23 protein-coding genes are annotated in these 24,983 nt (G+C 72.8%); 16 read left to right on the top strand and 7 right to left on the bottom strand.

The features are described from left to right. Nucleotides 1-64: 64 nt before the first annotated feature. Nucleotides 65-988, bottom strand: coding sequence for a diacylglycerol/lipid kinase family protein (locus AC29IT_RS22025; RefSeq protein WP_358443670.1), 924 nt, complete (start codon nt 986-988; stop codon nt 65-67). Nucleotides 989-1,505: 517 nt separating this feature from the next. Here AC29IT_RS22025 and AC29IT_RS22020 point away from each other — a divergent pair. Beyond that, on the top strand, nt 1,506-1,940 hold the full coding sequence (locus AC29IT_RS22020) for a hypothetical protein (RefSeq protein ID WP_488219976.1): 435 nt from the start codon (nt 1,506-1,508) through the stop codon (nt 1,938-1,940). A gap of 207 nt (nt 1,941-2,147) precedes the next feature. On the opposite strand, the gene AC29IT_RS22015 is transcribed toward AC29IT_RS22020, so the two are convergent. The 3 genes from AC29IT_RS22015 to sodN form a co-directional block, all read right to left on the bottom strand. Beyond that, the gene (locus tag AC29IT_RS22015; protein ID WP_488219975.1) at nt 2,148-2,627 is read right to left on the bottom strand and encodes an N-acetyltransferase family protein; all 480 of its coding nucleotides are present in this window, start codon (nt 2,625-2,627) and stop codon (nt 2,148-2,150) included. Between the two features lie 13 nt (nt 2,628-2,640). Continuing rightward, nucleotides 2,641-3,237 (bottom strand): acid phosphatase, encoded by a 597-nt coding sequence (locus AC29IT_RS22010; RefSeq protein ID WP_488219974.1) that lies wholly within the window; start codon nt 3,235-3,237, stop codon nt 2,641-2,643. 183 nt (nt 3,238-3,420) lie between these two features. Beyond that, nucleotides 3,421-3,828 carry a superoxide dismutase, Ni gene (sodN, locus tag AC29IT_RS22005; protein WP_224960478.1) on the bottom strand — a complete coding sequence of 136 codons (408 nt, stop codon included), beginning with the start codon at nt 3,826-3,828 and terminating at the stop codon, nt 3,421-3,423. A gap of 111 nt (nt 3,829-3,939) precedes the next feature. Between sodN and AC29IT_RS22000 the strand changes: the two genes are divergently transcribed. Further along, nucleotides 3,940-4,254: a S24/S26 family peptidase gene (locus AC29IT_RS22000; RefSeq protein ID WP_358443660.1), complete on the top strand. Its 315-nt coding sequence runs from the start codon at nt 3,940-3,942 to the stop codon at nt 4,252-4,254. An 81-nt stretch (nt 4,255-4,335) separates the two neighbouring features. Beyond that, nucleotides 4,336-5,937 (top strand): GMC oxidoreductase, encoded by a 1,602-nt coding sequence (locus tag AC29IT_RS21995; protein WP_358443658.1) that lies wholly within the window; start codon nt 4,336-4,338, stop codon nt 5,935-5,937. 42 nt (nt 5,938-5,979) lie between these two features. On the opposite strand, the gene AC29IT_RS21990 is transcribed toward AC29IT_RS21995, so the two are convergent. Further along, the gene (locus AC29IT_RS21990) at nt 5,980-6,591 is read right to left on the bottom strand and encodes a dTDP-4-dehydrorhamnose 3,5-epimerase family protein (protein WP_358443655.1); all 612 of its coding nucleotides are present in this window, start codon (nt 6,589-6,591) and stop codon (nt 5,980-5,982) included. A 390-nt stretch (nt 6,592-6,981) separates the two neighbouring features. Between AC29IT_RS21990 and AC29IT_RS21985 the strand changes: the two genes are divergently transcribed. From AC29IT_RS21985 to AC29IT_RS21950, 8 genes are all read left to right on the top strand, one after another. After that, on the top strand, nt 6,982-8,184 hold the full coding sequence (locus AC29IT_RS21985) for an NAD(P)-dependent malic enzyme (RefSeq protein ID WP_358443653.1): 1,203 nt from the start codon (nt 6,982-6,984) through the stop codon (nt 8,182-8,184). Between the two features lie 341 nt (nt 8,185-8,525). Beyond that, nucleotides 8,526-11,297 carry a sensor domain-containing protein gene (locus AC29IT_RS21980; RefSeq protein WP_488219973.1) on the top strand — a complete coding sequence of 924 codons (2,772 nt, stop codon included), beginning with the start codon at nt 8,526-8,528 and terminating at the stop codon, nt 11,295-11,297. Between the two features lie 515 nt (nt 11,298-11,812). After that, on the top strand, nt 11,813-12,901 hold the full coding sequence (locus tag AC29IT_RS21975; RefSeq protein ID WP_358443649.1) for an ABC transporter ATP-binding protein: 1,089 nt from the start codon (nt 11,813-11,815) through the stop codon (nt 12,899-12,901). Next, entirely contained in the window at nt 12,898-13,572 is a 675-nt protein-coding gene (locus tag AC29IT_RS21970; protein ID WP_488219972.1) for an ABC transporter permease, read from the top strand. The genes AC29IT_RS21975 and AC29IT_RS21970 overlap by 4 nt, the downstream gene beginning before the upstream one ends. After that, the gene (locus AC29IT_RS21965; RefSeq protein ID WP_358443643.1) at nt 13,569-14,258 is read left to right on the top strand and encodes an ABC transporter permease; all 690 of its coding nucleotides are present in this window, start codon (nt 13,569-13,571) and stop codon (nt 14,256-14,258) included. Before AC29IT_RS21970 ends, AC29IT_RS21965 begins: the two co-directional genes overlap by 4 nt. A 34-nt stretch (nt 14,259-14,292) precedes the next feature. Continuing rightward, the gene (locus AC29IT_RS21960; RefSeq protein ID WP_488219971.1) at nt 14,293-15,174 is read left to right on the top strand and encodes an ABC transporter substrate-binding protein; all 882 of its coding nucleotides are present in this window, start codon (nt 14,293-14,295) and stop codon (nt 15,172-15,174) included. A 319-nt stretch (nt 15,175-15,493) separates the two neighbouring features. Next, the gene (locus AC29IT_RS21955) at nt 15,494-15,763 is read left to right on the top strand and encodes a hypothetical protein (RefSeq protein WP_358443638.1); all 270 of its coding nucleotides are present in this window, start codon (nt 15,494-15,496) and stop codon (nt 15,761-15,763) included. Between the two features lie 460 nt (nt 15,764-16,223). Continuing rightward, nucleotides 16,224-16,487, top strand: a complete 264-nt coding sequence (locus AC29IT_RS21950; protein ID WP_488219970.1) for a hypothetical protein — start codon at nt 16,224-16,226, stop codon at nt 16,485-16,487. A gap of 127 nt (nt 16,488-16,614) precedes the next feature. Here AC29IT_RS21950 and AC29IT_RS21945 read toward each other — a convergent pair whose 3' ends face one another. Continuing rightward, a complete protein-coding gene (locus tag AC29IT_RS21945) occupies nt 16,615-17,397 on the bottom strand; it encodes an IclR family transcriptional regulator (RefSeq protein ID WP_488219969.1) in 783 nt (260 codons plus the stop codon). A gap of 88 nt (nt 17,398-17,485) precedes the next feature. Here AC29IT_RS21945 and hutH point away from each other — a divergent pair, with 88 nt between their 5' ends. The 5 genes from hutH to hutI are packed head-to-tail and all read left to right on the top strand — an operon-like array spanning nt 17,486 to nt 24,374. After that, a complete protein-coding gene (gene hutH / locus AC29IT_RS21940) occupies nt 17,486-19,021 on the top strand; it encodes a histidine ammonia-lyase (RefSeq protein WP_488219968.1) in 1,536 nt (511 codons plus the stop codon). A gap of 2 nt (nt 19,022-19,023) precedes the next feature. Continuing rightward, nucleotides 19,024-20,688, top strand: a complete 1,665-nt coding sequence (gene hutU, locus AC29IT_RS21935) for a urocanate hydratase (protein WP_488219967.1) — start codon at nt 19,024-19,026, stop codon at nt 20,686-20,688. Further along, a complete protein-coding gene (locus tag AC29IT_RS21930; protein WP_488219966.1) occupies nt 20,685-21,884 on the top strand; it encodes an allantoate amidohydrolase in 1,200 nt (399 codons plus the stop codon). The genes hutU and AC29IT_RS21930 overlap by 4 nt, the downstream gene beginning before the upstream one ends. Further along, nucleotides 21,881-23,191, top strand: a complete 1,311-nt coding sequence (locus AC29IT_RS21925) for a formimidoylglutamate deiminase (RefSeq protein WP_488219965.1) — start codon at nt 21,881-21,883, stop codon at nt 23,189-23,191. Before AC29IT_RS21930 ends, AC29IT_RS21925 begins: the two co-directional genes overlap by 4 nt. Nucleotides 23,192-23,213: 22 nt before the next feature. Continuing rightward, a complete protein-coding gene (gene hutI / locus AC29IT_RS21920; protein WP_358443617.1) occupies nt 23,214-24,374 on the top strand; it encodes an imidazolonepropionase in 1,161 nt (386 codons plus the stop codon). A 281-nt stretch (nt 24,375-24,655) separates the two neighbouring features. Here the strand turns inward: hutI and AC29IT_RS21915 are convergent, their stop codons facing one another. Then, the gene (locus tag AC29IT_RS21915; RefSeq protein ID WP_224958280.1) at nt 24,656-24,832 is read right to left on the bottom strand and encodes a DUF6104 family protein; all 177 of its coding nucleotides are present in this window, start codon (nt 24,830-24,832) and stop codon (nt 24,656-24,658) included. Nucleotides 24,833-24,983: the final 151 nt, after the last annotated feature.

The raw sequence follows: 24,983 nt of genomic DNA, 5'->3' as shown, positions 1-24,983 counted from the left end.
TTTCGAATGATCGCTGGTCAGGGGCGGGGCCGTCGATCAGCGATCGGGCTCCGTTACGAGAAGGTTATACAGCGACCCGCAGGGCGTCCGGCACGGACACGAACTCGATGACCGAACGCTCGCCGAGGTTGTCGCCGTCGACCTGCAGACGCAACGGCTCCTGACAGGCTACGTGGATGTGCCCGACATCGGCACGCCGAAGCGCGTTTCTTCCGTGTGGTTTCGCACTACCGCGGAGCATCTGCGCGATGTAGCGCAACACAACGTAAGCGTTCATGTCGCGCAGCGAGAACACGCCGAGTCCGGTGTCGAACGTGGTGTCCGGATTCATCCGCATCGGCCGCGATCCCAGGTAGGTCCACGGGTCGGTGTTGGCCACGAACGCGGTGTGCAGCCCGGTGACCGGCTCCTCGTCGCCGACCTGCACGGTGATCATCGGTTCTCGCCGCGACATGCGGAAGTAGCAGTTCAGCGCGGTGCGGGCGTAGAGGGCGGGGGTGACGTCGCGGCCGTGGCCGCGCAGCTGGTCGACCTCGGCGACCACGTCGGCGTCCCAGCCGACGCCCGCGTTGAAGGTGAACCAGCGGTCGTTGGCCCTGCCGAGCCCGACCAGCCTGCTGCTGTCGGTGGCGATGGCCTGCAACAACCGGTGCGTCGCCTCGATCGGGTCCTTCGGCAGGCCCAGGGCCCGCGCGAACACGTTCGCCGAACCGCCCGGCACGACGCCGAGGGTGGGCCGCCCGTGCTCCGGGCTCGGATCGGCGAGCAGTCCGTTGACGACCTCGTTGACCGTGCCGTCCCCGCCGTGCGCGATGACCAGGTCCACGCCTTCGGCGGCCGCGGCTCGGGCGACCTCGCCTGCGTGGCCCCGGTACCGGGTCTGGGCGACCTCGAGCTTCACGACGTCGGCCAAGGCGTGGGCCACCACGTCCCGCCCGGCGGCGGTGGTCGAGGTCGCCTGCGGATTGACGACGAGCACGGCGCGCACGACCTGCAGCTTAGGGGAGGCGTTCCCGCGGCTTCGCGGGGTGCGGCCCGTCGGTCAGGTTCGGCTCGATCGAGTCGCTGCTCCTCTCCCGGTCGGCGACGTGGGGCGGAGCGGGACGCTGCGGTCCCGGTCGACTCGACCGGCGGCGGGCTGAGACACCTCGCGGGCCGGGCGCGTCGCGCCTGCTCCGCCTAGTGGTGCGCCCGTGCGGGCACGGTCGTCGACCATCGGTACCGGTTCGGCGTGGGCGCACAACCCCGGAGCGCGCCCGCGCCGCTGACCGGATCGGGCAGGTCGTCGCGCTGCTCGGTGGGACACCCCGTTGCCCACGACCACCGCTGCTGCCATGGCACGATCTTCGCGCTCGCACCCGGCCCGAGCCATGCGGCGTTCGGGCGGTATTACCCTGGAAAGCGCATACGCAGAGTCACGATCAGTGGTAGGGGCCGGTGCTCGGCTCCCCCGGGTCGAGTGTGACCTGCACCGCATTCCGTCGAGTCCGAAAGGCGATGCCGCCGTGCCGCCCTCCGCTCCTCCGCGCACCGTGCGCATCGCCGCCGTCCTCACCATCGCCGAAGCGGTGGCGGGACTCGCCTTCGTCGTCGCGCTGCTGGTGCGCACCGGCGCCCCCGACCTCGGCGGGGTGAACACGCTGGACCGCACCGACACGTTCGCCGAAGCCGGGTACTTCGGCATCATCTCGCTGGCCGTGCTCGCCGCGGGCGTCGGCATGTGGCAGGGCAGGCACTGGGCGCGCACGCCCGCGCTGCTGCTGCAGCTGATCCTGCTGGGCATCGCCTGGTACGCGATCGGGCCGTCGAAGCAGCCGCTGATCGGGTTCGCGATCGCGGTGCCCGCGGTGGCGGTGCTGTGGCTGATGTTCAACCGGCAGGGCCGGGTGTGGTCGCTGTACGGGCGGCCGCTCAACGGCGGCGGCTCCGGCGAGAGCTGATCGACCCCGGCCCGGCCTGCTCGCCGCCGCGCTCCGGGCGCTGAGCCCGCCGGAGCGCGGCGAGCGGGCCGCCGCTGGAGCCTTCGCGTGCGCGGGACGTGCCGCGCGGCGCACGGCGGCGCTGAACGCCTCGACCGGGAACGGTGATCGGAACCGCTGGATCGGGTGTCACCCGCCGGTGTCCCGCGCGGGATGGCAGGCCTCGCGTCAGGCGCCGAACTCGCGCAGCGCGTCGCCGGTGAGGCGGTGCACCGTCCACTCGTCCATGCCGCGCGCGCCGACCGACTCGTAGAACTCGATGGCAGGGGTGTTCCAGTCCAGCACCCACCACTCCAGCCGGGCGTAGCCGCGCGCCACGCACTCCTGCGCGAGCGTGCGCAGCAGTGCCTTGCCGAGGCCCGAACCGCGCCGCTCGGGCAGCACGAACAGGTCCTCCAGGTAGATGCCGTGGCGGCCTTCCCAGGTGGAGAAGTTCAGGAACCACAGGGCGAAGCCCACCACCTCGCCGTCCACCTCGGCGACGTGCCCGAACAGCGCCGGGTCCGCCCCGAACAGCGCGCGGTGCAGGTCGGGCTCGGTGAGGTGGCACTCCTCGGCCGCCTTCTCGTACTCGGCGAGCGCGTGCACCAGCGACACCACCGCGGGGACGTCGGACTCGATCACCCGGCGGATGACGTGCTGCGACATTGCTGTTCCTTCGCTATCGGACCGGAGCGGGCACGTTGGAGCGTTCGAGCTGGGGGACGCCGCGCTCGTGCCCGAGCACGGTGATCCCGGCCGGGTCGAGGGCGAACCGAACGCCCTCGGTGACCGGCAGGCCGAGCCAGCGGGCGATCAGCGCCCGGCTGAAGTGCCCGTGCCCGGCGAGCAGCACGTCCCCGGCGGGCGCGGTCGCGATGCGGTCGAGCAGCGCGTCGGCGCGGGCGGTGACGTCGGCGGCGGATTCGCCGCCGGGGCAGGGGTGCGTCCACACCGTCCACTCCGGAACCTCCCGGCGGATCTCCGGGGTGGTGCGTCCCTCGTAGTCGCCGTAGTCCCACTCGGCCAGCAGCGGTTCGACCTCGGGGGTGAGCCCGGCGAGCTCGGCGGTGCGCCGCGCGCGGCCGCGCGGGCTGGCGAACGCGGTCAGCGGTGCCTCGCCGCGCAGCTCGGCGAGGGTGCGGCCGGCGGCGACGGCGAGCTGCTCGCCGCGCGTGGTGAGCGGGACGTCGGTGCGCCCGGTGTGCTTGCCGCTGCTGGACCACTCCGTCTCGCCGTGCCGCAGCAGGAAGACCTTGCGCTCTCCGGATTCCGCCACGCGACGCAGTTTAGGCGGCTGGACGTCCGCCGCCCGCCGCGACACCGCGCTCGGGGTGCTCGGATGCCGGATGCGGGATGCGGGATGCGGGAGCGGTGCCGGACGCGAGAACGACCCCGGACGCGAGAACGGCGCCGCCGCGCGGTGTTGCCGCTGCGGTGGCGCCGTTCCGGCGAAGCGAGCTCAGCCCTGCTTGGTCTCCCAGAAGATCTTCTCGATCTCCGCGATGTAGTCCAGCAGCTCCTGGCCCTTGGCCGGGTCCATCGAACCCTTGGTGCCGGTCGCCCCAGCGGCCTTGGTGGCCTTGTTGACCAGCTCGTGCAGCTGCGGGTACTTCTCGAAGTGCGGCGGCTTGAAGTAGTCAGTCCACAGCACCCACAGGTGGTGCTTGACGAGCTCGGAGCGCTGCTCGGCGATGATGATCGCGCGAGTGCGGAACTCGAAGTCCTCGTTGTTCTGGTACTTCTCCTGCACGGCCTTGACGGACTCAGCCTCGATCCGCGCCTGTGCCGGGTCGTAGACCCCGCACGGCAGGTCGCAGTGCGCGGTGGCTTCCAGGCGCGGGCTGAGGATACGGGACAGTAGACCCATCATTCCTCCCTGACAGTGAATGCTCCGACGTGCGTGACCCTACTCGCGACGATCTCGTGCGTCTTCCCGGAGGGACCGCTGCGGGGGTGCTCTCGACCGGAGGTGGGACGGGTGTCCGGGCTGGATCGGTGGCGGTGGCGCCGGGTGCTGGTGCGCGGGGCGTCGATGGTGCCCGCGCTGCGCGACGGGGACGTGGTGGTGGTGCGGACGCGCGCGACCGCCCGGGCGGGTGATGTGGTGCTGGTGCGATGGGCGTCGCGACCTGCGCAGCTGTCGGTGAAGCGGGCGGTGCGCCGGGAGGGCGCCGGGTGGCACGTGGTGGGGGACAACGCGTTCGGTTCGACGGATTCGCGGGAGCTGGGGCCTGCGGCGGTGCTCGGCGTGGTGGCGTGGCGGCTGTGGCCGAAGCCACGGCGCATCCGCTGAAGTGATACCTGTTCACGTTGTTTGCATCGTTTACGTGAACAGGGTTCACAACTGTGCGTGCGCGTTGCACCATCCAGCGTCATGACCCTCTCCCGCAGGCGCATGCTCGGCCTCACCGCGCTCAACGCGGCCGCCGCCCTCGGCCTCACCACCATCTCCACCCGCGGCGCGGCCGCCGCCGGCCGGCGCACCACCGTTCCCGCCGTGGTGATCGGCTCCGGCTACGGCGCGGCCACCACCGCGCTGCGCCTCGGCTCCGCGGGCGTGCCCACGCTGATGCTGGAGATGGGCAGGCTCTGGGACACCGCGGGCTCCGACGGATCGATCTTCTGCGACATGCTGCAGCCCGACCACCGCAGCACCTGGTTCCGCACCCGCACCGAAGCACCGCTGGCCAGCATCCTGTGGCTCGACCTGGTGAACCGGGACGTCAAGCCCTACGCGGGCGTGCTCGACCGGATGCACTACGACGAGATGGACGTCTACGTCGGCCGCGGCGTCGGCGGCGGATCCCTCGTCAACGGCGGCATGGCCGTCACCCCCGAACGGGACGACTTCGCGCGCATCCTGCCCGGCGTGGACCCGGAGCCGATGTACCGGCGGTACTACCCGCTGGCGAACCGGATGCTCGGCGCCAACTCCCCGGACCCCGGCTGGTTCGAGGACGCCGACTGCTACGGCTACGCGCGGCTGTCCCGCAGGCACGCCGAACGCGCCGGATTCGGCACCACCTTCGTGCCGAACGTCTACGACTTCGACTACATGCGCCGGGAAGCCGCCGGTGAGGTCCCGAAGTCCGCGCTGGCCTCCGAGGTGATCTACGGCAACAACCACGGCAAGCGCAGCCTGGACAAGAGCTACATCCCCGCGGCGCTCGGCACCGGCAACGTCACGCTGCAGACCCTCACCCGCGTCACCTCCATCCGGCAGGAGGCCGACGGCGGCTACGTGCTCACCACGGAACGCATCGACGAGCTCGGCGAGGTCCGCGCCACCGACGAGATCTCCTGCGAGCACCTGTTCCTCGGCGCGGGCAGCCTCGGCACCACCGAACTGCTGCTGCGCGCCCGCGACACCGGGGCGCTGCCGGACCTGCCCGCCGAGCTCGGCGAGAAGTGGGGCCCGAACGGCAACGTGATGCTCGGCCGCGCCAACCACCCGTGGGACACCACCGGGCTCGTGCAGTCCGGCATGCCCGCGCTCGGCATCGACAACCGGCACGACCCGGAGAACCCGGTGTTCGCCGAGATCGCGCCGGTGCCCGCGGGCATCGAGACCTGGGCGAGCCTCTACCTGGCGATCACCCGCAACCCCGAGCGCGGGCGCATCGAGTACGACGCGGCCACCGACTCGGCGCGGCTGCGCTGGCGCGAATCGCAGGGACAACCGTCCATCGACGCGGCGAAGGCCGTGTTCGACCGGATCAACCGGGCCAACGGCACGATCTACCGGCACGACCTGTTCGGGGACACGCGGGCGTTCGAGAACCGGTTCACCTACCACCCGCTGGGCGGCTGCGTGCTCGGCGACGCCACCGACGCCTACGGGCGGGTGCGCGGCCACCGGAACCTGTACGTCACCGACGGGTCGCTGATCCCCGGCTCCGTCGGGGTGAACCCGTTCGTCACGATCACCGCGCTCGCCGAGCGCAACGCGGAGCGCGTCCTCGCCGAGGACTTCTGAGCCGGCGGTCGCCCTGGCCGCCCGGCCAGGGCGACCTGCCGGTCACGCCGCGGCGCGGAGGTCGGCGTAGCGGCGCAGGCAGGCGTCGTAGTCCGGCAGCAGGCCCGCATCGGCCGCCGCCGCCAAGGTCGGCGCGGCGCGGTCCTTGTCCGAGAGCACCGGTTCCCCGTCGAAGTGCTCGGCCCACGGCAGTCCCAGTTCCGGGTCCAACGGGTTGATCCCGTGCTCCGCGGACGGCGTGAACGGGGTGGAGCACAGGTAGCTCATCACGGTGTCGTCCTCCAGCGCGATGAACGAGTGCCCCAGCCCCTCGGCGACGTACAGCGCCCGGTACTCCACCGAATCCAGCCGCACCGCCGTCCACCGGCCGAACGTCGGCGAACCGACCCGCACGTCCACCACCACGTCGATCATCGAGCCGCGCGGGCAGTACACGTACTTCGCCTGCCCCGGCGGCACGTCCGCGAAGTGCACGCCGCGGATCACGCCGCGCGCCGAGACGCTGTGGTTGGTCTGCGCCACCCGCAGCGGGTGGCCGACGGCTTCGGCGAGCGCCGACTCCTGGAACGGTGCCGCGAACAGCCCGCGGTGGTCGGGGAAGGACTTCGGGGTGAACGCGTGCACGCCGATGATGTCGAAGGAGCGGATTTCCACGATCCGCAGCCTAAGCGCCTGGCGTCACCGGCCGTCCGGGACGCCGCTCGGGGCCCGGCCCGCGAGCCCGCGCGGAAAATCGGGAAATATTGCGCCACCGAGAACTGCCGACGGGAAACCACTCGCGTGACGCCCGACCTGCTCGATCAAGTCTGTGACCCTGGTCGCTGACAGTGCGGAACCCGCACTGGCAGACTGGCCGGACCGCAGCGTCCACCGGTTCGCTTTCCCGCACCAGGGAAACCGGCACCGGTCGTCCCGACGCCCGTCGCACACCGGTACCGCCCGGGAGCCCTGACGAGCGCGTCGCCGGGTGGCTGTTCGTCACCCATTCGCTCCGGAATCCGGGATCGCTCGGATTTCGCAGGCCATGGCAACAGGAGGGACGCCGTGACCACTGTGAACGATCGCACTTCCCCCGCCGCGAGCGGCGCGGAACTGACCGACGACGAGATCTTCCAGGCGCACGAGGGCGGCAAGCTCGGCGTCGACGTGACCGCGCCGCTGGACAGCGCGCGCGACCTGTCGATCGCCTACACGCCCGGCGTGGCCAAGGTGAGCCGGGCCATCGCCGCCGACGAGACGCTCGCCGACCGCTACACGTGGACGCAGAACCTGGTGGCCGTGGTCAGCGACGGCACCGCGGTGCTCGGCCTCGGCGACATCGGGCCGCGCGCCTCGCTGCCCGTGATGGAGGGCAAGTCGGCGCTGTTCAAGACCTTCGCCGGGCTCAACTCGATCCCGCTGGTCCTGGACACCACCGACGTCGACGAGATCGTGGAGACGATGGTGCGGCTGCGCCCCTCGTTCGGTGCGGTGAACCTGGAGGACGTCGCGGCGCCGCGCTGCTTCGAGCTGGAGCGCCGCCTCATCGAGGCCCTCGACTGCCCCGTCATGCACGACGACCAGCACGGCACCGCCGTCGTGGTGCTCGCCGCGCTGCGCAACGCCGCGAAGATCGTTGGCCGCGAGATGTCCACCATGCGCGTGGTGATCTCCGGTGCGGGCGCCGCGGGCGTGGCGTGCGCGAAGATCCTGCACACCGCCGGGGTCGGCGAGATCGTGGTGCTGGACTCGCGGGGCGTGCTGCACTCCGGGCGGGACAACCTCACGCCCATCAAGGAAGAACTGCTCGGCTACACCAACCCGCGCGGCATCACCGGCGGGCTGGAGAACGCCCTCGACGGGGCCGACGTGCTCATCGGCGTCTCCGCCGGGCAGATCCCGGAGGAGCTGGTCGCGACGATGGCCGACGACGCGATCGTGTTCGCGCTGTCGAACCCGGACCCGGAGGTGCACCCGGACGTCGCGCGCAGGCACGCGGCGGTCGTGGCCACCGGGCGCAGCGACTTCCCGAACCAGATCAACAACGTGCTCGCGTTCCCCGGCATCTTCAAGGGCGCGCTGCAGGAGAACTCCCGGATGATCACCGACCGGATGAAGGTCGCCGCCGCGGAGGCCATCGCCGAGGTCGTCGCCGAGGAACTCGCCGCCGACAAGATCGTGCCGAGCCCGCTGGACCCGCGGGTCGCCCCCGCCGTGATCAGCGCCGTCGCCGCCGCGGCCCGCGCGGACGGGGTCGCCACTGCCTGACCCCGCGGCCCGCGGCCCGGCCGCGGAGATCGAACATCCGGACCACTGGGGCGCATCGTTCGCGGTGCGCCCCAGTGGTCTGTCCGGCGGGCACGTCCCGCGGCGTTCGCGTCATGGCCGCCGGTGCCCGCCGTCACACGTGCGGGTGGCGTCGATCGAAGGGCGACCAGCGGTTCGCTGCGGAGTCCGTGCCGGTAAGGTCAGGTCGGTAACTCGCTGTGGTGCCGATCACGTGCGGGAGGTCGGTCTTCGGTCGTGTGCCCGGTGAACGTGGCCGCTACGCAGGAGGGGTGCTGGTGACCGATCGGTTTGACGGAACGCCCGCTACCGGGGCGAGAGGCGTGACGGAACCGGCGACGGGCTCGCCCGACGACGCCGGATTACCCGACGCACCCGCGCTGCTCAGCGCAGCGGACGGCACGATCCTGCAGGTCACCGGCCAAGCCGTCCGGCTGGCCGGGGCCGCCGACGATGCCGAGCTGCTCGGCTCGCGGCTCGGCGAGGTCGTGGTGCGCGCCGGCTCCGTGTCGCTGCTGCGCGGCGCGCACGACGTCGCGGTGCGGGTGCTGAGCTGGCCGTCCCCGCGCGACCCGTCGCTGCGGGTGACCGTGCTGACGGACGTGCGCGACCTGCTGTCCGAGGACGCCGCCCCGCCGGGCGCGGAGATCGCCGACGAACGCGCCCGGCTCATCGAGGCGCAGCGCATCGCGAAGGTCGGCAGCTGGAGCGTGTACCCCGAGACCGGGCAGATGTACCACAGCCCGGTGCTCAAGGAGCTCTTCCACGCCAGCGGCACCGAGGACGCCTTCGACGGGCTCAACATGGTCGTCGCCGTGCGGCCCGACGACCAGCCGAAGGCCGAGGAGTTCGGCGCCCGGCTGCGCGCCGCGCCCGTCGGCAGGCTCGTCGAGGTCGAACTGCGCGACCACACCGACCGGGTGTTCCTCTGCACCGGCCGCGTCGAGCGCGATGCCGCCGACCGGGTCGAACGCATCGAAGGCACCGTGCAGGACGTCACCGAGCAGCGGCTGCTCGAACGGCAGCTGCGCGACGAACGCCGCAAGCTGCACGACGCGCAGCGCGCCGCCCGCCTCGGCACCTGGGAGTGGGACGCCGCCACCGGCATCACCCAGCTGTCCGAGATGATGCGCGAGATCTGCGGCCACCAGCCCGGCGAAGCCACCAGCTACGAGAGCTACCTGCAGGGCGTGCACCCCGAGGACCGGGACCGCGTCGACGAGGCCTGGCGCGGGCTGTCCCAGCGGTTCGAACCCGTCGAGGTCGAGCACCGCTTCGTGCGCCGCGACGGCGCCGTCCGCACCCTGCGCGCGCACGGCACCGCCATCCGCGACCCCGACGGGCGGATGGTGCTCGTCGGCACCGCGCAGGACGTCACCGAGCAGCGCACCGCGCTGACCCGCATCGAACGTTCCACGCAGCGGTTCACCGACCTGGTCGCCGTCACCCCCGTCGGCATCGGCCTGTTCGACCAGGACGAGCACCTCGTCGACGCCAACGACGCGCTGTGCGACCTGCTCGGCTACCGGCTGGAGCAGCTGCGCGGGATGAGCGCGCGGCAGATGACCCACCCGGACGAGCGGGACTCGGGGCTGCGCGCCGCCTCCGACGAGAGCGCCTCGTCCCGCGCCGGGCGGCGGAAGGTGCCGCAGCGGCTGCTGATCCGCTCCGACGGCGAACCCGTGTACTGCGAGCTGCACGTCGCGCTGTCCGTGCAGGACGACGGCACCCGGTTCTGGCTCGTGGTGTTCCAGGACATCACCGAACGCCGCCGCGCCGCCGAGGCGCTGCGCTACCAGGCCACCCACGACGACCTGACCGGGCTGCCGAACCGGGCCGCGGTGAAGGAGTTGCTGGGGACGCTGCTCGGCAGCGGCGATCCGGCGGGCGTCGCCGTGCTGTTCTGCGACATCGACAACTTCAAGCGGGTCAACGACTCCCTCGGCCACGACGCGGGCGACGAGCTCTTGGTGGCGCTGGCACGCCGGCTCGAAGGCGGGCTGCCCGAGGGCTGCACCGCGGCGCGGCTGTCCGGCGACGAGTTCCTCATCATCTGCTCCGACATCGCCGCCGTCGGCGGGCTCGACTCGCTCGCCACCCGCGTGTCCGGGCTGCTGCGCACCGCCGTGCCGGTGCACGGGCAGCTGATCCGGGTGTCGGCGTCCATCGGGGCCGCGGTGCCCAGCGGCGGCGGTTCCGGCGGCGAGGACCTGCTGCGGTTCGCCGACGCCGCCATGTTCGAGGCGAAGCGGCGCGGTGCGGGCAAGGTGTCGCTGGCCAGCCCCGCGCTGATGGCCTCCGCCGACCGGCAGCTGCACCTCGAAGGGCAGCTGCGGGAAGCGCTGAACAACGACGGGCTGACGCTGCACTACCAGCCGGTCGTGGCCTCCGACGGCACCGTGCTCACCGCTGAGGCCCTGGTGCGCTGGCCGCACCCCGACCGCGGGCTGCTCAGCCCCGACGCGTTCCTGCCCGTCGCCGAGCAGGGCGACCTGCTGCGCGAGCTGGACCGGTGGGTGCTGCGCACCGCGCTGCGCGAAGCCTCCACCTGGCCGGTGCCGAACGGGCGCCAGGTCGGGATCGCGGTGAACCTCGCCGGGCTCGTGCCCGGCGGCGCCGACTTCGTCGACGTCGTCGCCGACACCGTCGCCGAATGCGGGCTGGACTGGAACCGGGTGGTGCTCGAACTCGTCGAGACCGCGCTGGTCGACCTCCCCTCCCGCACCCGGCAGGCGATGGGCGAGCTCGTCGCGCGCGGCGTCCGGTTCGCGGTCGACGACTTCGGCACCGGCTACTCCTCGCTGGCGCGGCTCAAGGACCTGCCCGCGCAGATCATCAAGGTGGACCGGCGGTTCGTCGCCGGGGTCGGCGGCGATCCCTCCGACTTCGCCGTCGCGCAGGCCGTCGTCGGCATGGCGCGCGCGATGGGACGGCTGTGCGTCGCCGAAGGGGTGGAGACCGCGACCCAGTTCCACGTGCTGTCCGGGGTCGGGGTGGACGCCTACCAGGGGTGGCTGTTCTCCCGGCCGATGCCGGCCAGGGAGTTCCGGGCGCTGCTGGAAACGGGCCCCTTGCCGCTGACCAACGATCGGTGATCCCGCTCGGGGTCCGCTGCTCGGGTGCGGGTGGCGGAACCCCGGCGGGCTTCGCGCCGAGGGAGCGCGTTCTCCGCCGCGGGCGACCGGTTCGCGGGACGGCCGCGCGGAACCTCCGCCGGCCGGACGAGGTCGCGGGCACCGGCCGGCGCCACGGGCCGCCCGTCGCCCACCTGCGCGAACTCGACGAGCACCGGCGCGCGGGTGGTCCTGCCCGCCCGGTGCTCACTGCTCGCCGCCGGTAGGACGACGGCGCCGGGCCCGCGCGGGCCGCCGCTCGCTCGTTCGCCGCGCCGAGGGATGCGGGTGCGGGTGATGATGGCGGAACGGGTGCCGGAACCGCCGGGTTCGCCGTCCGGGTAGCAGATCTCCCGGATCGTGGGAAGCGGCTGCTGGAAGCGGCGGAAAAGATCACGCAGGAGTCGTGGATCATCGCATCGTTCCGGCGTTCGAGTTAGGGTCGGCCAGGTTTGCGGCGGTCGGCAAGTGACTGTCGGTGATCCGAGGGGGCTCGGTTGATCGAGTTCCGGTCCGTGCGCAAGGAATATCCCGGAGGCGCGGTCGCGGTCGACGACGTGGACCTGGCGGTCGAAGCGGGCACGATCACCGTGCTCGTCGGGCCCTCCGGCTGCGGCAAGACCACTCTGCTGCGCATGGTGAACCGCATGATCGACCCGAGCGCGGGCACCGTGCTCGTCGACGGGCGGGACGTGCGCGCCGCCGACCCCGCGGTGCTGCGCCGCGGCATCGGCTACGTCATCCAGCAGGCCGGGCTGTTCCCGCACCGCACCGTGCTGGACAACATCGCCACCGTGCCGAGGCTGTTCCGCGGTTCCCGCCGCGACACCCGGCGGCGTGCTCAAGAGCTGCTGGATCTGGTGGGGCTGCCCGCTTCGCTCGGCGACCGCTACCCGGCGCAGCTCTCCGGCGGCCAGCAGCAGCGCGTCGGCGTGGCGCGCGCCCTCGCCGCCGACCCGCCGGTGCTGCTGATGGACGAACCGTTCAGCGCCGTCGACCCCGTCGTCCGCGAAGGGCTGCAGGACGAACTGCTGCGGCTGCAAGGCGAACTCGGCAAGACCGTCCTGTTCGTCACCCACGACATCGACGAAGCGGTGAAGCTCGGCGAGAAGGTCGCGGTGCTGCGCACCGGCGGGCACGTCGCCCAGTACGCCGCGCCCGACGAGCTGCTCGCCCGGCCCGCCGACGACTTCGTGACCTCCTTCATCGGGCGCGACCGCGGCTACCGGCGGCTGTCGTTCACCGACGGCGGCGGCATCGAACCCGGCGAGATCGGCACCGCCACCCTCGGCGATACCCCGGGGACCACCGGCGACGACTGGGTGCTCGTCCTCGACGCGGACCGCAGGCCGCGCGGCTGGCTGCCGCCGCGGACCACCGCGGGCGAACCGCTCACCGAGGACGTGCTCGTCGCGGGCGGCTCGCTGCACACCCGCGGGACGGCGCTGCGCGGCGCGCTGGACGCGGCGCTGTCCGCGCCGTCCGGGCTCGGCGTCGTCGTCGACGAGGACGGCGGGTACGTCGGCGTCGTCGGCGCCCGGCACGTGCTCGACGTCATCGAGGCCGGGCGCGGGGAGCGGCCGTGATCGACGAGCTCGTGCACTACTTCTCCAGCCCCAGCAACCGCGAGGTGGTGCTGGAGTCCCTCAGCCAGCACATCTACCTGGCGCTGGTGCCGCTGGTGCTGGGCGCGCTGCTGGCGGTCCCCGCCGGGCGGCTCGCGCAGCGGGCGCCGAAGCTGCGCGGAGTGCTGCTGGGCTCGATGAACGTGCTCTACACGATCCCCTCGCTGGCCCTGTTCGTGATCATCCCGGCGGTGATCGGGACCGGCGCGACCGCGGCGATCAACGTGGTCATCGCGCTGACGATCTACAACGCGGCGCTGCTGGTGCGGCCCGTGATGGAAGGCCTCGACTCGGTGCCCGAGCACGTCGTCACCGCCGCCACCGCCCTCGGCTACCGGCCGCGGCGCCGGTTCTTCGCCGTCGAGGTGCCGCTGGCGCTGCCGGTGCTGAGCACCTCGCTGCGGGTCGCCTCGGTCAGCAACGTCAGCCTCGTCAGCGTCGGCGCGCTGATCGGCATCGGCGGGCTCGGCCGGTTGTTCACCGACGGGTTCCAGCGGGACTACCTGACGCCGATCCTGCTCGGCGTGGTGCTCACGCTGGCGCTGGCGATGGTGGGGGATCTGCTGATCGTGGCGCTGCGCAGGCTGTGCACCCCGTGGTTGCGGGCGAACGCGGGGGGGACGCTGACATGATCATCAACGAGCTGGTCGCCTGGGTGTCCGACCCGGAGCACTGGTTCTCCTCCACCGGGCTGCTCGCCCAGACCGGCAGGCACCTGTACTACTGCGTGCTGTCGGTGCTGTGCGCCTCGATCATCGCGATGCCCATCGGGTTGTGGATCGGGCACACCGGGCGCGGCGGCGCCACCGTCGTCGTGCTCGGCAACTCGCTGCGGGCGCTGCCGACGCTCGGCCTGGTCACCCTGTTCGTGCTCATCGGCGGCATCGGTGAAGCGCCCACGCTGACCGGGCTGGTGATCCTCGCGATCCCCGCGGTGCTCTCCGGCGCCTACGCCGGGGTGCAGAGCGTGCCCGCCGAGGTGCGCGACGCCGCCAAGGGCATGGGCATGACCCCGATGCAGCAGCTGTGGCAGGTGGAGCTGCCGAACGCGGCGCCGCTGCTGTTCGGCGGGGTGCGCACCGCGATGCTGCAGGTCGTCGCCACCGCCTCCGTGGCCGCCTACGTGGGGCTGGGCGGGCTCGGCAGCATCCTGCTGGAAGGCATCAAGACCTACGACTACGGCCAGACGCTCGCCGCGGCGCTGTGCATCGGGCTGCTGGCGGTGCTGCTCGACGTGCTGCTGAGCAGGCTCTCGCGGGCCGTCACGCCGCGCGGCATCCGCACCGGCCCGCCCGCGGCCGCGACGCATGCCGGCTGAACACGTTGTCCACTGCGACGGGAAGAAGCACGCCGTGAAGCGATGGGGAGCGCTGGCGCTGGCCGGCTTGGCGTTGGTCGGGGTCGCGGGCTGCGGTGGCGACCCGTTCCAGGCCGGTGACGGTATGAACGGGGCGCTGGTCGTCGGCTCCGCCGACTTCACCGAGAGCGAACTCGTGATGGAGGTGTACGCGGAGGCGCTGCGGCGCACCGGTGCCGAGGTCGACACCAAACCCCGCATCGGCGCGCGCGAGACCTACGTCAACGCCGTCGCCCAGGGCGAGCTGTCGGTGATGCCCGACTACACCGGCAACCTGCTGCAGTACGTCGACGAGAACGACCCGGCCACCGAATCGCAGCAGGTCTACGACGAGCTGCGGCGGAAGCTGCCGCCCGGCCTGGACGTCCTGGAGCAGGCCCCCGCCGAGGACTCCGACGTGCTCACCGTGACCCGCCGCACCGCCGACACCGGCATCCGCACGTTGCAGGACCTCGGGCCGCGCTGCGGCGAATTCGTGCTCGGCGCCCCCGCCGAGTGGAAGACCCGCTGGGAGCAGCGCATCGCCGAGGTCTACGGCTGCACCTTCCGGCAGATCCGCAACCTCGAAGCGGGCACGGTCACCGTCGAAGCGCTCACCGGGGACACCGTGCAGGTCGCGAACCTGTTCACCACGTCCTCGCAGATCGCCGCGAACGACCTGGTGCCGCTGCAGGACACCCGCGACATGTTCCCCGCCCAGCACGTGGTGCCGCTGGTCGGCGAGGGCAGGCTCACCCCGCGGCAGGCCGCGGCGATCGACCGGGTGTCGCGGGCGCTGACCACCGGAGAGCTCACCGAGCTCAACCGGCGGCTCGAAGTGGAGAAGGCCAATCCCACCGATCTCGCGAAGGAGTTCGTCGCCTCGGTGGGGGCCTGAAACGGGTGGGGCGCATTCGGTCCCGAGTGGCGTTCCACCGGTGCCGGGGGCGGCGGTTCCGGCTGATCCGCTTCGAGTCCCCGCGAAATATGATTACCTTTCAGGGTCGATCCGTGTCGCCGCATCGTGCGAGCAACCGGTCCACGGAGCGTGACGCCGCCAACCGAGGTGTTGAACCCCGCCCACTTTTGCGCTACTGGAGATGCTTCGGCCGCGGATCGGTGCCATTGTTTTCTCGCCGATCACCGAGGGGTTCGAAAATCGTCCTCCGCTGGTTGATCGGTTGAATCCGATTCAGCAACAACGAGGAGAATCTCGCATGCGCACTTCTACTCGCCTCCTTGGTGCGACCGCGGCCGCCGTGGCTCTGCTCGGCGCCGGCTCGTCCACGGCGTTCGCCGGCGGGCACGACGACGGGCCGGAGGTCAGCAGCGAGTCCGGTCACGGCGGCGCCGGTGGCAGTGGCGGCATCGGTGTGAACCTGCTGTGCGGCATCGGCATTCTGGGGCAGGGCTCGTGCTCCGCCGCTGAGGGCGGCAACGGCGGCGACACCGCCTCCGAGACCGGCGTCGGCAACACCGAGGGCTGATAGCTCGAACTTTCCGCCGCGGGAAAGAATGTGCCCGGTCCCCTCCTCGGAGGGGGCCGGGCACATCGCTGTGCGCAGGCGTCCCGCTCCGGCGAAATTGCCGATTCAAATGATCGCAGTGGAAGTGTTCCCGGGTCGGGCCCGGTTTCGCCGACTCGATCTCACCCGGAAATCGGGCGCCGGATCGGTCGAGCGGCCGCCATCCGGGTAGTGGAGACGGAATGAACATCTCGCTGATCCTGATACGTGATCGTGAATCAAGCCGCCATCCGCCGGAAAATCGGTCGGAGCCGGGTGAAAATTGATTCGAACGGGTTATTGGCGTCCCTCTTTGGCGCTAATGAAGGTGCTGTAGCCCGCGATCAATGCGATGGTTTTCTCGCCGATCACCGAGGGGCTCGAACCTCGACCTCCTTCGGTGAGGCGGTTGAATCCGATTCAGCAACGAGGGGAATCTCGCATGCGCACTTCTACTCGCCTCCTTGGTGCGACCGCGGTCGCCGTGGCCATGCTCGGCGCCGGTTCTGCGACGGCGTTCGCCGGCGGGCACGACGACCCGGAGATCACCAGCGAGTCCGGCAACGGCGGCGCCGGTGGCAGCGGTGGCGTGGGCCTGAACCTGGTCTGTGGCCTCGGTGTCCTGGGCTCGGGGTCGTGCGACGCCTCCAACGGTGGCAACGGCGGCGACTCCGACTCCGTCACCGGCGTCGGCAACGAGAGCTGATAGCTCGAACTTTCCGCCGCGGGATAGAAGTGCCCGGTCCTCCGTCCCGGAGGGCCGGGCACTCGGCTGTCCGGTCCCCTCCCACGAGGCTGTCCGGCGCTGCCCGCGAGCGGCACCGGCCCGCCGATCAGCGACGGCCGCCGAGCCGCTCGTTCAACTCCGCGGCGGCCCGCCGCACCGCCGCCGCCAGCTCCGGCCACGTCGCCCCGCACCCCGCCCGCCCGGCCGGTTCGCACACGTGCCGGAACGTCACGCTGATCGCCGCCGCAGGCCACCGGTCCGCGCCGAACACCGGGCACGCCACCGAAGCGAACCCGCCCGTCACGTGCCCGTCCTCCACCGCCCAGCCCAAGCGGCGCTCCGCGGCCAGCGTGCGGCGCAACTCCGGCAACGTCCGCGGACCCCGCTCGGTGCGGCGCGCGAAACCCGCCGGGAACGACGCCCGCACCTGCGCGGCGGGCAGGTGCGCCAGCATCGCCCGCCCCGACGCCGTCACCTGCGCGGGCAATCGCACCCCCACCTCGGTGACCAGCGTCTGCGCCCGCGACGGGCGCTCCTGCACCAGGTACAGCAGCTCACCGCCGTGCAACACCCCCAGGTGCGCGGTGCAGCCGACCTCGTCCACCAGCTTGCGCAGCACCGGGCTCGCCAGCCGCTCCAGCGGATCACCCCGCAGGTACGCCGAACCCAGCTCGAACGCCGCCACCCCCAGCGCGAACCGGCGCTCCTCCGGCAGGCGCACCACGAAACCGGCGGCGACCAGCTCCGCCAGCAGGTGGTACGTCGTCGACCGCGGCAACCCCAGCTCCCGGGCCAGCGCGCCCGCCGACACCGGAGCCGCCCGGCCCGCCATCGCCGTCAAGATCGCCAGCCCGCGCCGCAGCGCGGGCACCTCGCTGCTGGCACCCACCCGGACCTCCCGCCATGCGTCTGGAATCCCAGACGGAACCACACTAACCGGGCTTCTGCGTCGCGCCGCACCCGTGTGACATGGAGGAATGCGACACGTGCACAAGTTGGTGGCCGGCGAGCTGACCCGGCAGCAGGTCGTCGACATCGCCCGCGGCGGCACCGCCGTCGAGCTCGACCCCGACACCGAACGCGCCATCGACGCCACCCGCGGGCACATCGACGCGCTCGCCGCCGCCGCCGAACCCACCTACGGCGTCTCCACCGGCTTCGGCGCGCTCGCCACCCGGCACATCCCCGCCGAACGGCGCACCGCGCTGCAGCAGTCCTTCGTCCGCTCGCACGCCGCAGGCGCCGGGCCCGCCGTCGAACCCGAAGTGGTGCGCGCCCTGATGCTGCTGCGGCTGCGCACCATCAGCACCGGCCGCACCGGCGCCCGGCTCGGTACCGCCCGCGCCCTCGCCGCCGCGCTCAACGCGGGCATCGTGCCCGTCGTGCACGAGCACGGCTCCCTCGGCTGCTCCGGGGACCTCGCGCCGCTCGCCGCCGTCGCCCTCGCCCTCACCGGCGAAGGGCAGGTCCTCGACCCGGACGGCACCACCCGGCCCGCCGCGGCCGCGCTCGCCGACGCGGGCATCGAACCCGTGGTGCTCGCCGAGAAGGAAGGCCTGTCGCTGACCAACGGCACCGACGGCATGCTCGGGATGCTGGTGCTCGCGCTGCACGACCTCACCGCCCTGCTGGAGGTCGCCGACCTCACCGCCGCGATGAGCGTCGAAGCGCTGCTGGGCACCGACCGGGTCTTCGCCGCCGACCTGCACGCCCTGCGCCCGCACCCGGGGCAGGCCCGCTCCGCCGCGCGGATCCACCGGCTGCTCGCCGGATCCGAGATCGTGGCCAGCCACCGCGGCCCCGACTGCAACCGCGTGCAGGACGCCTACTCGCTGCGCTGCGCACCCCAGGTGAACGGCTCCGCCGCCGACGCCGCCACCTTCGCCGAGACCGTCGCCGACCGGGAACTCGCCGCCGCCATCGACAACCCCGTCGTCCTCGACGACGGCCGCGTCGAGTCCAACGGCAACTTCCACGGCGCCCCGCTCGCGCACGCCCTCGACTACCTGGCGATCCCGCTCGCCGACGTGGCGAGCATGGCCGAACGCCGCACCGACCGGATGCTCGACGTGGCCCGCTCGCACGGGCTGCCCGCGTTCCTCGCCGACGACCCCGGCGTCGACTCCGGGCACATGATCGCCCACTACACGCAGGCCGGGGTCGTCGCCGAGCTCAAGCGGCTCGCCGCGCCCGCCTCCGTCGACTCCATCCCCACCAGCGCCATGCAGGAGGACCACGTGTCGATGGGCTGGGCGGCGGCCCGCAAGCTGCGCCGCGCCCTCGACGGACTGCGCACCGTGCTCGCCGTCGAACTGCTCACCGCCGCCCGCGCCCTCGACCTGCGCGCCCCGCTCGCACCCGCCCCCGCCACCGGCGCCGTCCGGGACCTGCTGCGCACCCGCGTGCCAGGGCCCGGCCCCGACGCCCACCTGGCCCCGCAGATCGCCGAGGCCGAAGCGCTGCTGCGCTCCGGCGCCGTCAACACCACCGTGCAGAACCACCTGGGAGGCTGAGCATGAGCACCGGACCCCGGCCCGTGCGCGCGGCGCGCGGCACCACCCGCACCGCCCGCTCCTGGAGCACCGAAGCGCCCCTGCGGATGCTGCAGAACAACCTGGACCCCGACGTCGCCGAACGCCCCGACGACCTCGTCGTCTACGGCGGAACCGGCCGCGCCGCCCGGAACTGGGCCAGCTACGACGCCATCGTCGCCGAGCTCCGCGCTCTCGGCGAGGACGAGACGCTGCTGGTGCAGTCCGGCAAACCCGTCGGCGTGCTGCGCACCCACGAATGGGCGCCGCGGGTGCTGCTGGCGAACTCCAACCTCGTCGGGGACTGGGCGAACTGGCCCGAGTACCGCAGGCTCGACGCGCTCGGGCTCATGATGTACGGGCAGATGACCGCCGGATCGTGGATCTACATCGGCACCCAGGGCATCCTGCAGGGCACCTACGAGACGTTCGGCGCCGTCGCCGCCAAGCGCTTCGGCGGCAGCCTCGCCGGAACCCTCACCGTCACCGCCGGGCTCGGCGGCATGGGCGGCGCCCAGCCCCTCGCCGTCACCATGAACGGCGGGGCCGCGCTCGTCGTCGAATGCGACCCCGAACGCGCCCGCCGCCGGGTGCAGCACCGCTACCTCGACGTGCTCGCCGACGACCTCGACGACGCCGTCGAGCAGGCCGTCGCCGCCCGCGACCAGCGGCGCGCCGTGTCCATCGGCGTCATCGGCAACGCCGCCGAGGTGCTGCCCGAACTGCTGCGGCGCGGCGTGCCCGCGGACATCGTCACCGACCAGACCTCCGCGCACGACCCGCTGTCCTACCTGCCGCGCGGCGTCGAGCTCGACGACTGGGCGGACTACGCGGCGAAGAAGCCCGACGAGTTCACCGCCCGCGCCCGCGACTCCATCGCCGAGCACGTCGAAGCGATGGTCGGTTTCCTCGACGCCGGCGCGGAAGTCTTCGACTACGGCAACTCGCTGCGCGGCGAAGCGGCCGAAGCCGGCTACGCGCGCGCCTTCGACTACCCGGGATTCGTGCCCGCCTACCTGCGGCCGCTGTTCTGCGAGGGCAAGGGGCCGTTCCGCTGGGCCGCGCTGTCCGGCGACCCCGCCGACATCGCCGCCACCGACCGCGCGATCCTCGAGGAGTTCGGCGAGGACGAGCACCTGGCCCGCTGGATCCGGCTCGCCGGGGAACGGGTCGCGTTCCAAGGGCTGCCCGCCCGGATCTGCTGGCTCGGCTACGGCGAACGGCACCGGGCGGGGCTGCGGTTCAACGAGCTCGTCGCCTCCGGCGAGGTGTCCGCGCCGCTGGTGCTCGGCCGCGACCACCTCGACAGCGGATCCGTCGCCTCCCCGTACCGGGAGACCGAGGGGATGGCCGACGGGTCCGACGCCATCGCCGACTGGCCGCTGCTCAACGCGCTGGTCAACACCTCCTCCGGTGCCACCTGGGTGTCGGTGCACCAGGGCGGTGGCGTCGGCATGGGCCGTTCGCTGCACGCCGGGCAGGTCACTGTCGCCGACGGCACCGAACTCGCCGCCCGCAAGCTCGAACGCGTCCTCACCAACGACCCCGGCACCGGGGTGCTGCGGCACGCCGACGCCGGCTACGACCGGGCCCGCGACGTCGCCGCCGAACGCGGGCTGCGGCTGCCGATCGCGGGGGAGGGGCGATGAGCACGGCCCGGCTGCTCGCCGAACTCGACGACGTCGGCCGCGACCGGCGCCGCGGCGGCTACTCCCGGCACGTCTTCGACCGCGGTGAACGGGAACTCCGCGAGTGGTTCACCGAGCAGGCCGGGCGCCGCGGCCTGCAGGTCGAGACCGACCGGAACGCGAACCTGTGGGCGTGGTGGGGAGAACCCGGCGACGACGCCGTCGTCACCGGCAGCCACCTCGACTCGGTGCCCGGCGGCGGGGCCTTCGACGGGCCGCTCGGCGTGGTGTCCGCGCTCGCCGCGGTGGACTCGTTGCGCGACAACGGGTTCCGGCCGCGGCGCCCGCTCGCCGTCGTCGTGTTCGCCGAAGAGGAAGGCGGCCGGTTCGGGGTGCCGTGCCTCGGCTCCCGGCTGCTCAGCGGCGGCATCAGCCGGGACGCGGCCTGCGCGCTGCGCGACCCCGACGGCACCACCTTCGCCGAGGCGATGCGCGCCGCCGGGCACGACCCGGACCGCGCCGGTCGCGACGACGCGGCGCTGCGGCGCATCGGACGCCTGGTGGAACTGCACGTCGAGCAGGGCAGAGGCCTCATCGACCTGCACCGGCCCGTCGCCGTCGCCGACAGCATCCTCGCGCACGGGCGCTGGCGGTTCCGGTTCCGCGGCGAAGGCAACCACGCCGGAGCCACCCTCATCGGCGACCGCCGCGACCCGATGATCCCCGCCGCCCGCACCGTGCTCGCCGCCCGCCGCGCAGCCGCCGCCCGTGACCAGGCCCGCGCCACCGTCGGCCGCATCGAGGCCACCCCCGGCGGCACCAACGTCATCGCGTCCACAGTGGACGTGTGGCTGGACGCGCGGGCCCCGCGGCACCCCGACGCCCGCGCCCTCGTCGACGAACTCACCCGGCAGGCCCACGAGCACGCCGGCGACGAAGGCTGCACCGTCGAGATCACCGAGGAGTCCTACGGCGACACCGTCCACTTCCACCCCGGGCTCCGCGACGAACTCCGCGACCAGCTCGACGACGCACCCGTGCTGCCCACCGGAGCCGGGCACGACGCAGGAGTCCTCGCCGCCCACGTGCCCACCGCCATGCTGTTCGTCCGCAACCCCACCGGCATCAGCCACGCGCCCGACGAACACGCCGAACCCGACGACTGCGCTGCGGGCACCAGCGCGCTCGCCGACGTCCTCCGGAGGTGGACCGCATGACCTACTGGTGCGAACACGCCTGGCTCGACGACGGGCCGCAGCCCGGCGTGCTCGTCGACGTCGACGGCACCACCATCACCGCCGTCACCCGCACCGGCAGCCCGCCCGCCGGAGCCACCCGGCTGCCCGGACTCGTCATCCCCGGCCTCGCCAACGCCCACTCGCACGCCTTCCACCGCGGACTCCGCGGGCGCGCCACCGGACGCGGCACCTTCTGGACCTGGCGCGAGCAGATGTACGCGCTCGCCGGACGGCTCGACCCGGACGGCTACCGGCGGCTCGCCACCGCCACCTACACCGAGATGGCGCTCGCCGGCATCACCTGCGTCGGCGAGTTCCACTACCTGCACCACCCGCCCGGCGGCGGCCGCTACGACGACCCCAACGCCATGAGCGCCGCGCTCGCCCAAGCCGCTCACGACGCGGGCATCCGGCTCACCCTCCTCGACACCTGCTACCTCACCGGCGGCTTCGACACCCCCGCCGAAGGCGTGCAGCTGCGCTTCAGCGACGGCGACGCCACCGCCTGGGCCGACCGGGTCGACAGGTTCCGCGTCGACTGCGGCCGCGTGCGCCTCGGCGCCGCCGTGCACTCCGTGCGCGCCGTGCCCGCCGACCAGATCCCGCACCTCGCCGACTGGGCGCACCGCGGCGGCACCCCGCTGCACGTGCACCTGTCCGAACAGCGCGCCGAGAACGACGCCTGCCGCGCCGCCCACGGCCGCACCCCCACCGAACTCCTCCACGAGCGCGGCGCCCTCGGACCCCGCACCACCGCCGTGCACGCCACCCACCTCACCGAGCACGACCTGCGGCTGCTCGCCGACACCGGCACCGGCAGCTGCCTGTGCCCCAGCACCGAAGCCGACCTCGGCGACGGCATCGGACCCGCCCGCGCGCTGCACGACGCGGGCAGCCCGCTGTCCCTCGGCAGCGACGGGCATTCCACCATCGACCTGCTCGCCGAAGCCCACGCCGTCGAAGCCGGCCAGCGGCTGCGCACCGAAACCCGTGGGCACTTCGACACCCCGCAGCTGCTCGACATGGCCACCACCCACGGGCACCGCGCCCTCGGCTGGCTCGACGCCGGACGCATCGCACCCGGGCACCGCGCCGACCTCGTCGCACTCGACCTCGACCGGCCCCGCCTCGCAGGCATTCCCCTGCGCAACGTGCCCACCGCCGCCCGCGCCGACGACGTCCGGCACGTCATCGCCCACGGCCGCGCCATCGTCCGCGACCACACCCACGAACACGTGCCCGACCCGGTGCAGCGGCTCCGGCGGCTGCTCGCCGAACTCAGCTGACCACCGACGCGGACGGAACACCATGACCAGCACCGTCATCACCGGCATCGGCGAACTCACCACGAACGACGACGAGCTCGGCACCCCCGGCGGCGCCGCACTCGTCCTCGACGGCGACCGCATCGCCTGGACCGGACCCGCCGACCGCGCACCCGCCGCCGACCATGCCCTCGACGTCGGCGGCCGCGCCGTGCTGCCCGGCTGGGTCGACAGCCACACCCACCTGCTGTTCGCCGGCGACCGCACCGCCGAGTTCACCGCCCGCATGAACGGCGAGCCCTACGCCGCGGGTGGCATCGCCGTCACCGTCGACGCCACCCGCGCCGCCACCGACGACGAACTCCGCGGCACGCTGCGCCGCCACCTCGCCGAAGCCGCCCGGAACGGCACCACCTGCGTCGAGACCAAGACCGGATACGGGCTCACCACCGCCGACGAACTCCGCGCCGCCCGGATCGCCGCCGCCGAAGCCGACGAGGTCACCTTCCTCGGCGCGCACCTCGTCCCACCCGGCGAGGACCCCGACCGCTACCTCGACCTCGTCTGCGGCGAGATGCTCGACGCCGTCGCACCCCACGTGCGCTGGTGCGACGTCTTCTGCGAACGCGGTGCCTTCGACGCGGCGCAGACCCGGCGCGTGCTGCGTGCCGCCGCCGACCGCGGACTCGGGCTGCGCGTGCACGGCAACCAGCTCGGACCCGGACCCGGCGTGCGGCTCGCCGTCGAACTCAGCGCCGCCAGCGTCGACCACTGCACCCACCTCGAAGCCGAGGACATCGCGGCCCTCGCCGGATCCGGCACCGTCGCCACCCTGCTGCCCGCCTGCGACCTCTCCACCCGGCAACCGCTGCCTGCCGCCCGCGAACTCCTCGACGCCGGGGCGACCGTCGCGCTCGCGTCCAACTGCAACCCCGGCTCCTCCTACACCACGTCCATGGCGTTCTGCGTCACCACCGCCGTGCTGCAGATGCGGATGACCGTGCCCGAAGCGATTCGCGCCGCCACCCTCGGCGGGGCGCGGGCGCTGCGGCGCGACACCGGCGACGGGGCCGTCGGCGTGCTGCGGCCCGGCGCCCGCGCCGACGTGCACGTGCTCGACGCGCCCAGCGCGGCCTGGCTCGCCTACCGGCCCGGGGTGCCGCTCACGCACGCGGTGTGGCGAGCGGGGGAGCGGGTGCGGTGAGGAAGGGGGCCTTCCTGCGCGGAAGGGGCCCTTCCTACGAGGAAGGGGCCCTTTCGGTCACCGGTGCGGTGAAGGGAACCTTCCTGTCACGGGTGCGAGGAAGGGACCCTTTCGATCACCGGTGCGGTGAAGGGACCCTTTCGGTCACGGGCGCGGTGAAGGGAACCTTCTGGTCACGACCGGCGGAAGGGAACCTTGCTGCCACGGATGCGGTGCGGGGGACCTTCCGATCACCCGTGGGACGACGGGAACTCCCGGTCGATCCGGAACGGGGAGCGGCTTCAGTCGTCGTCCGCGTCGTCGCGGGCGAGGAAGGTCGCGAGCCGCTCGGTCGCGTCCTCGAACGCCGGGTTCAGGTCGACGAAGACCCGCATCCGGTCCGCGACCCACGCCAAGGTCACCTCGTCGTCACCGCGACGCTCCTCGAGCTCCTCGATGCCCCGGTCGGTGAAGTACACCGTCTCCTCCTCCACGTGCGAACCGGCGGCAGCGCACCGCCGGAGCTGACAGCAAGGGAACCTTACTGTCACACGTGACCGGAAGATTCCCTTCATCGCACCCCCGGATGCGAAAAGCGGGCCGCCGGTTCCCGGAGGAACCGACGGCCCG

This window comes from Saccharopolyspora sp. MMCC62 (assembly GCF_057736575.1).
This window is presented reverse-complemented; position numbering and strand designations above follow the sequence as displayed.

Excerpts from the sequence above, each read along its gene's own strand:
- hutH (WP_488219968.1), top strand. The coding sequence starts at position 17,486 with ATGCGACACGTGCACAAGTTGGTGGCCGGCGAGCTGACCCGGCAGCAG.
- sodN (WP_224960478.1), bottom strand. The coding sequence starts at position 3,828 with ATGGGTCTACTGTCCCGTATCCTCAGCCCGCGCCTGGAAGCCACCGCG.
- AC29IT_RS21930 (WP_488219966.1), top strand. The coding sequence starts at position 20,685 with ATGAGCACGGCCCGGCTGCTCGCCGAACTCGACGACGTCGGCCGCGAC.
- AC29IT_RS21925 (WP_488219965.1), top strand. The coding sequence starts at position 21,881 with ATGACCTACTGGTGCGAACACGCCTGGCTCGACGACGGGCCGCAGCCC.
- AC29IT_RS21995 (WP_358443658.1), top strand. The coding sequence starts at position 4,336 with ATGACCCTCTCCCGCAGGCGCATGCTCGGCCTCACCGCGCTCAACGCG.
- hutU (WP_488219967.1), top strand. The coding sequence starts at position 19,024 with ATGAGCACCGGACCCCGGCCCGTGCGCGCGGCGCGCGGCACCACCCGC.
- AC29IT_RS22015 (WP_488219975.1), bottom strand. The coding sequence starts at position 2,627 with ATGTCGCAGCACGTCATCCGCCGGGTGATCGAGTCCGACGTCCCCGCG.
- AC29IT_RS21965 (WP_358443643.1), top strand. The coding sequence starts at position 13,569 with ATGATCATCAACGAGCTGGTCGCCTGGGTGTCCGACCCGGAGCACTGG.
- hutI (WP_358443617.1), top strand. The coding sequence starts at position 23,214 with ATGACCAGCACCGTCATCACCGGCATCGGCGAACTCACCACGAACGAC.
- AC29IT_RS21950 (WP_488219970.1), top strand. The coding sequence starts at position 16,224 with ATGCGCACTTCTACTCGCCTCCTTGGTGCGACCGCGGTCGCCGTGGCC.
- AC29IT_RS21955 (WP_358443638.1), top strand. The coding sequence starts at position 15,494 with ATGCGCACTTCTACTCGCCTCCTTGGTGCGACCGCGGCCGCCGTGGCT.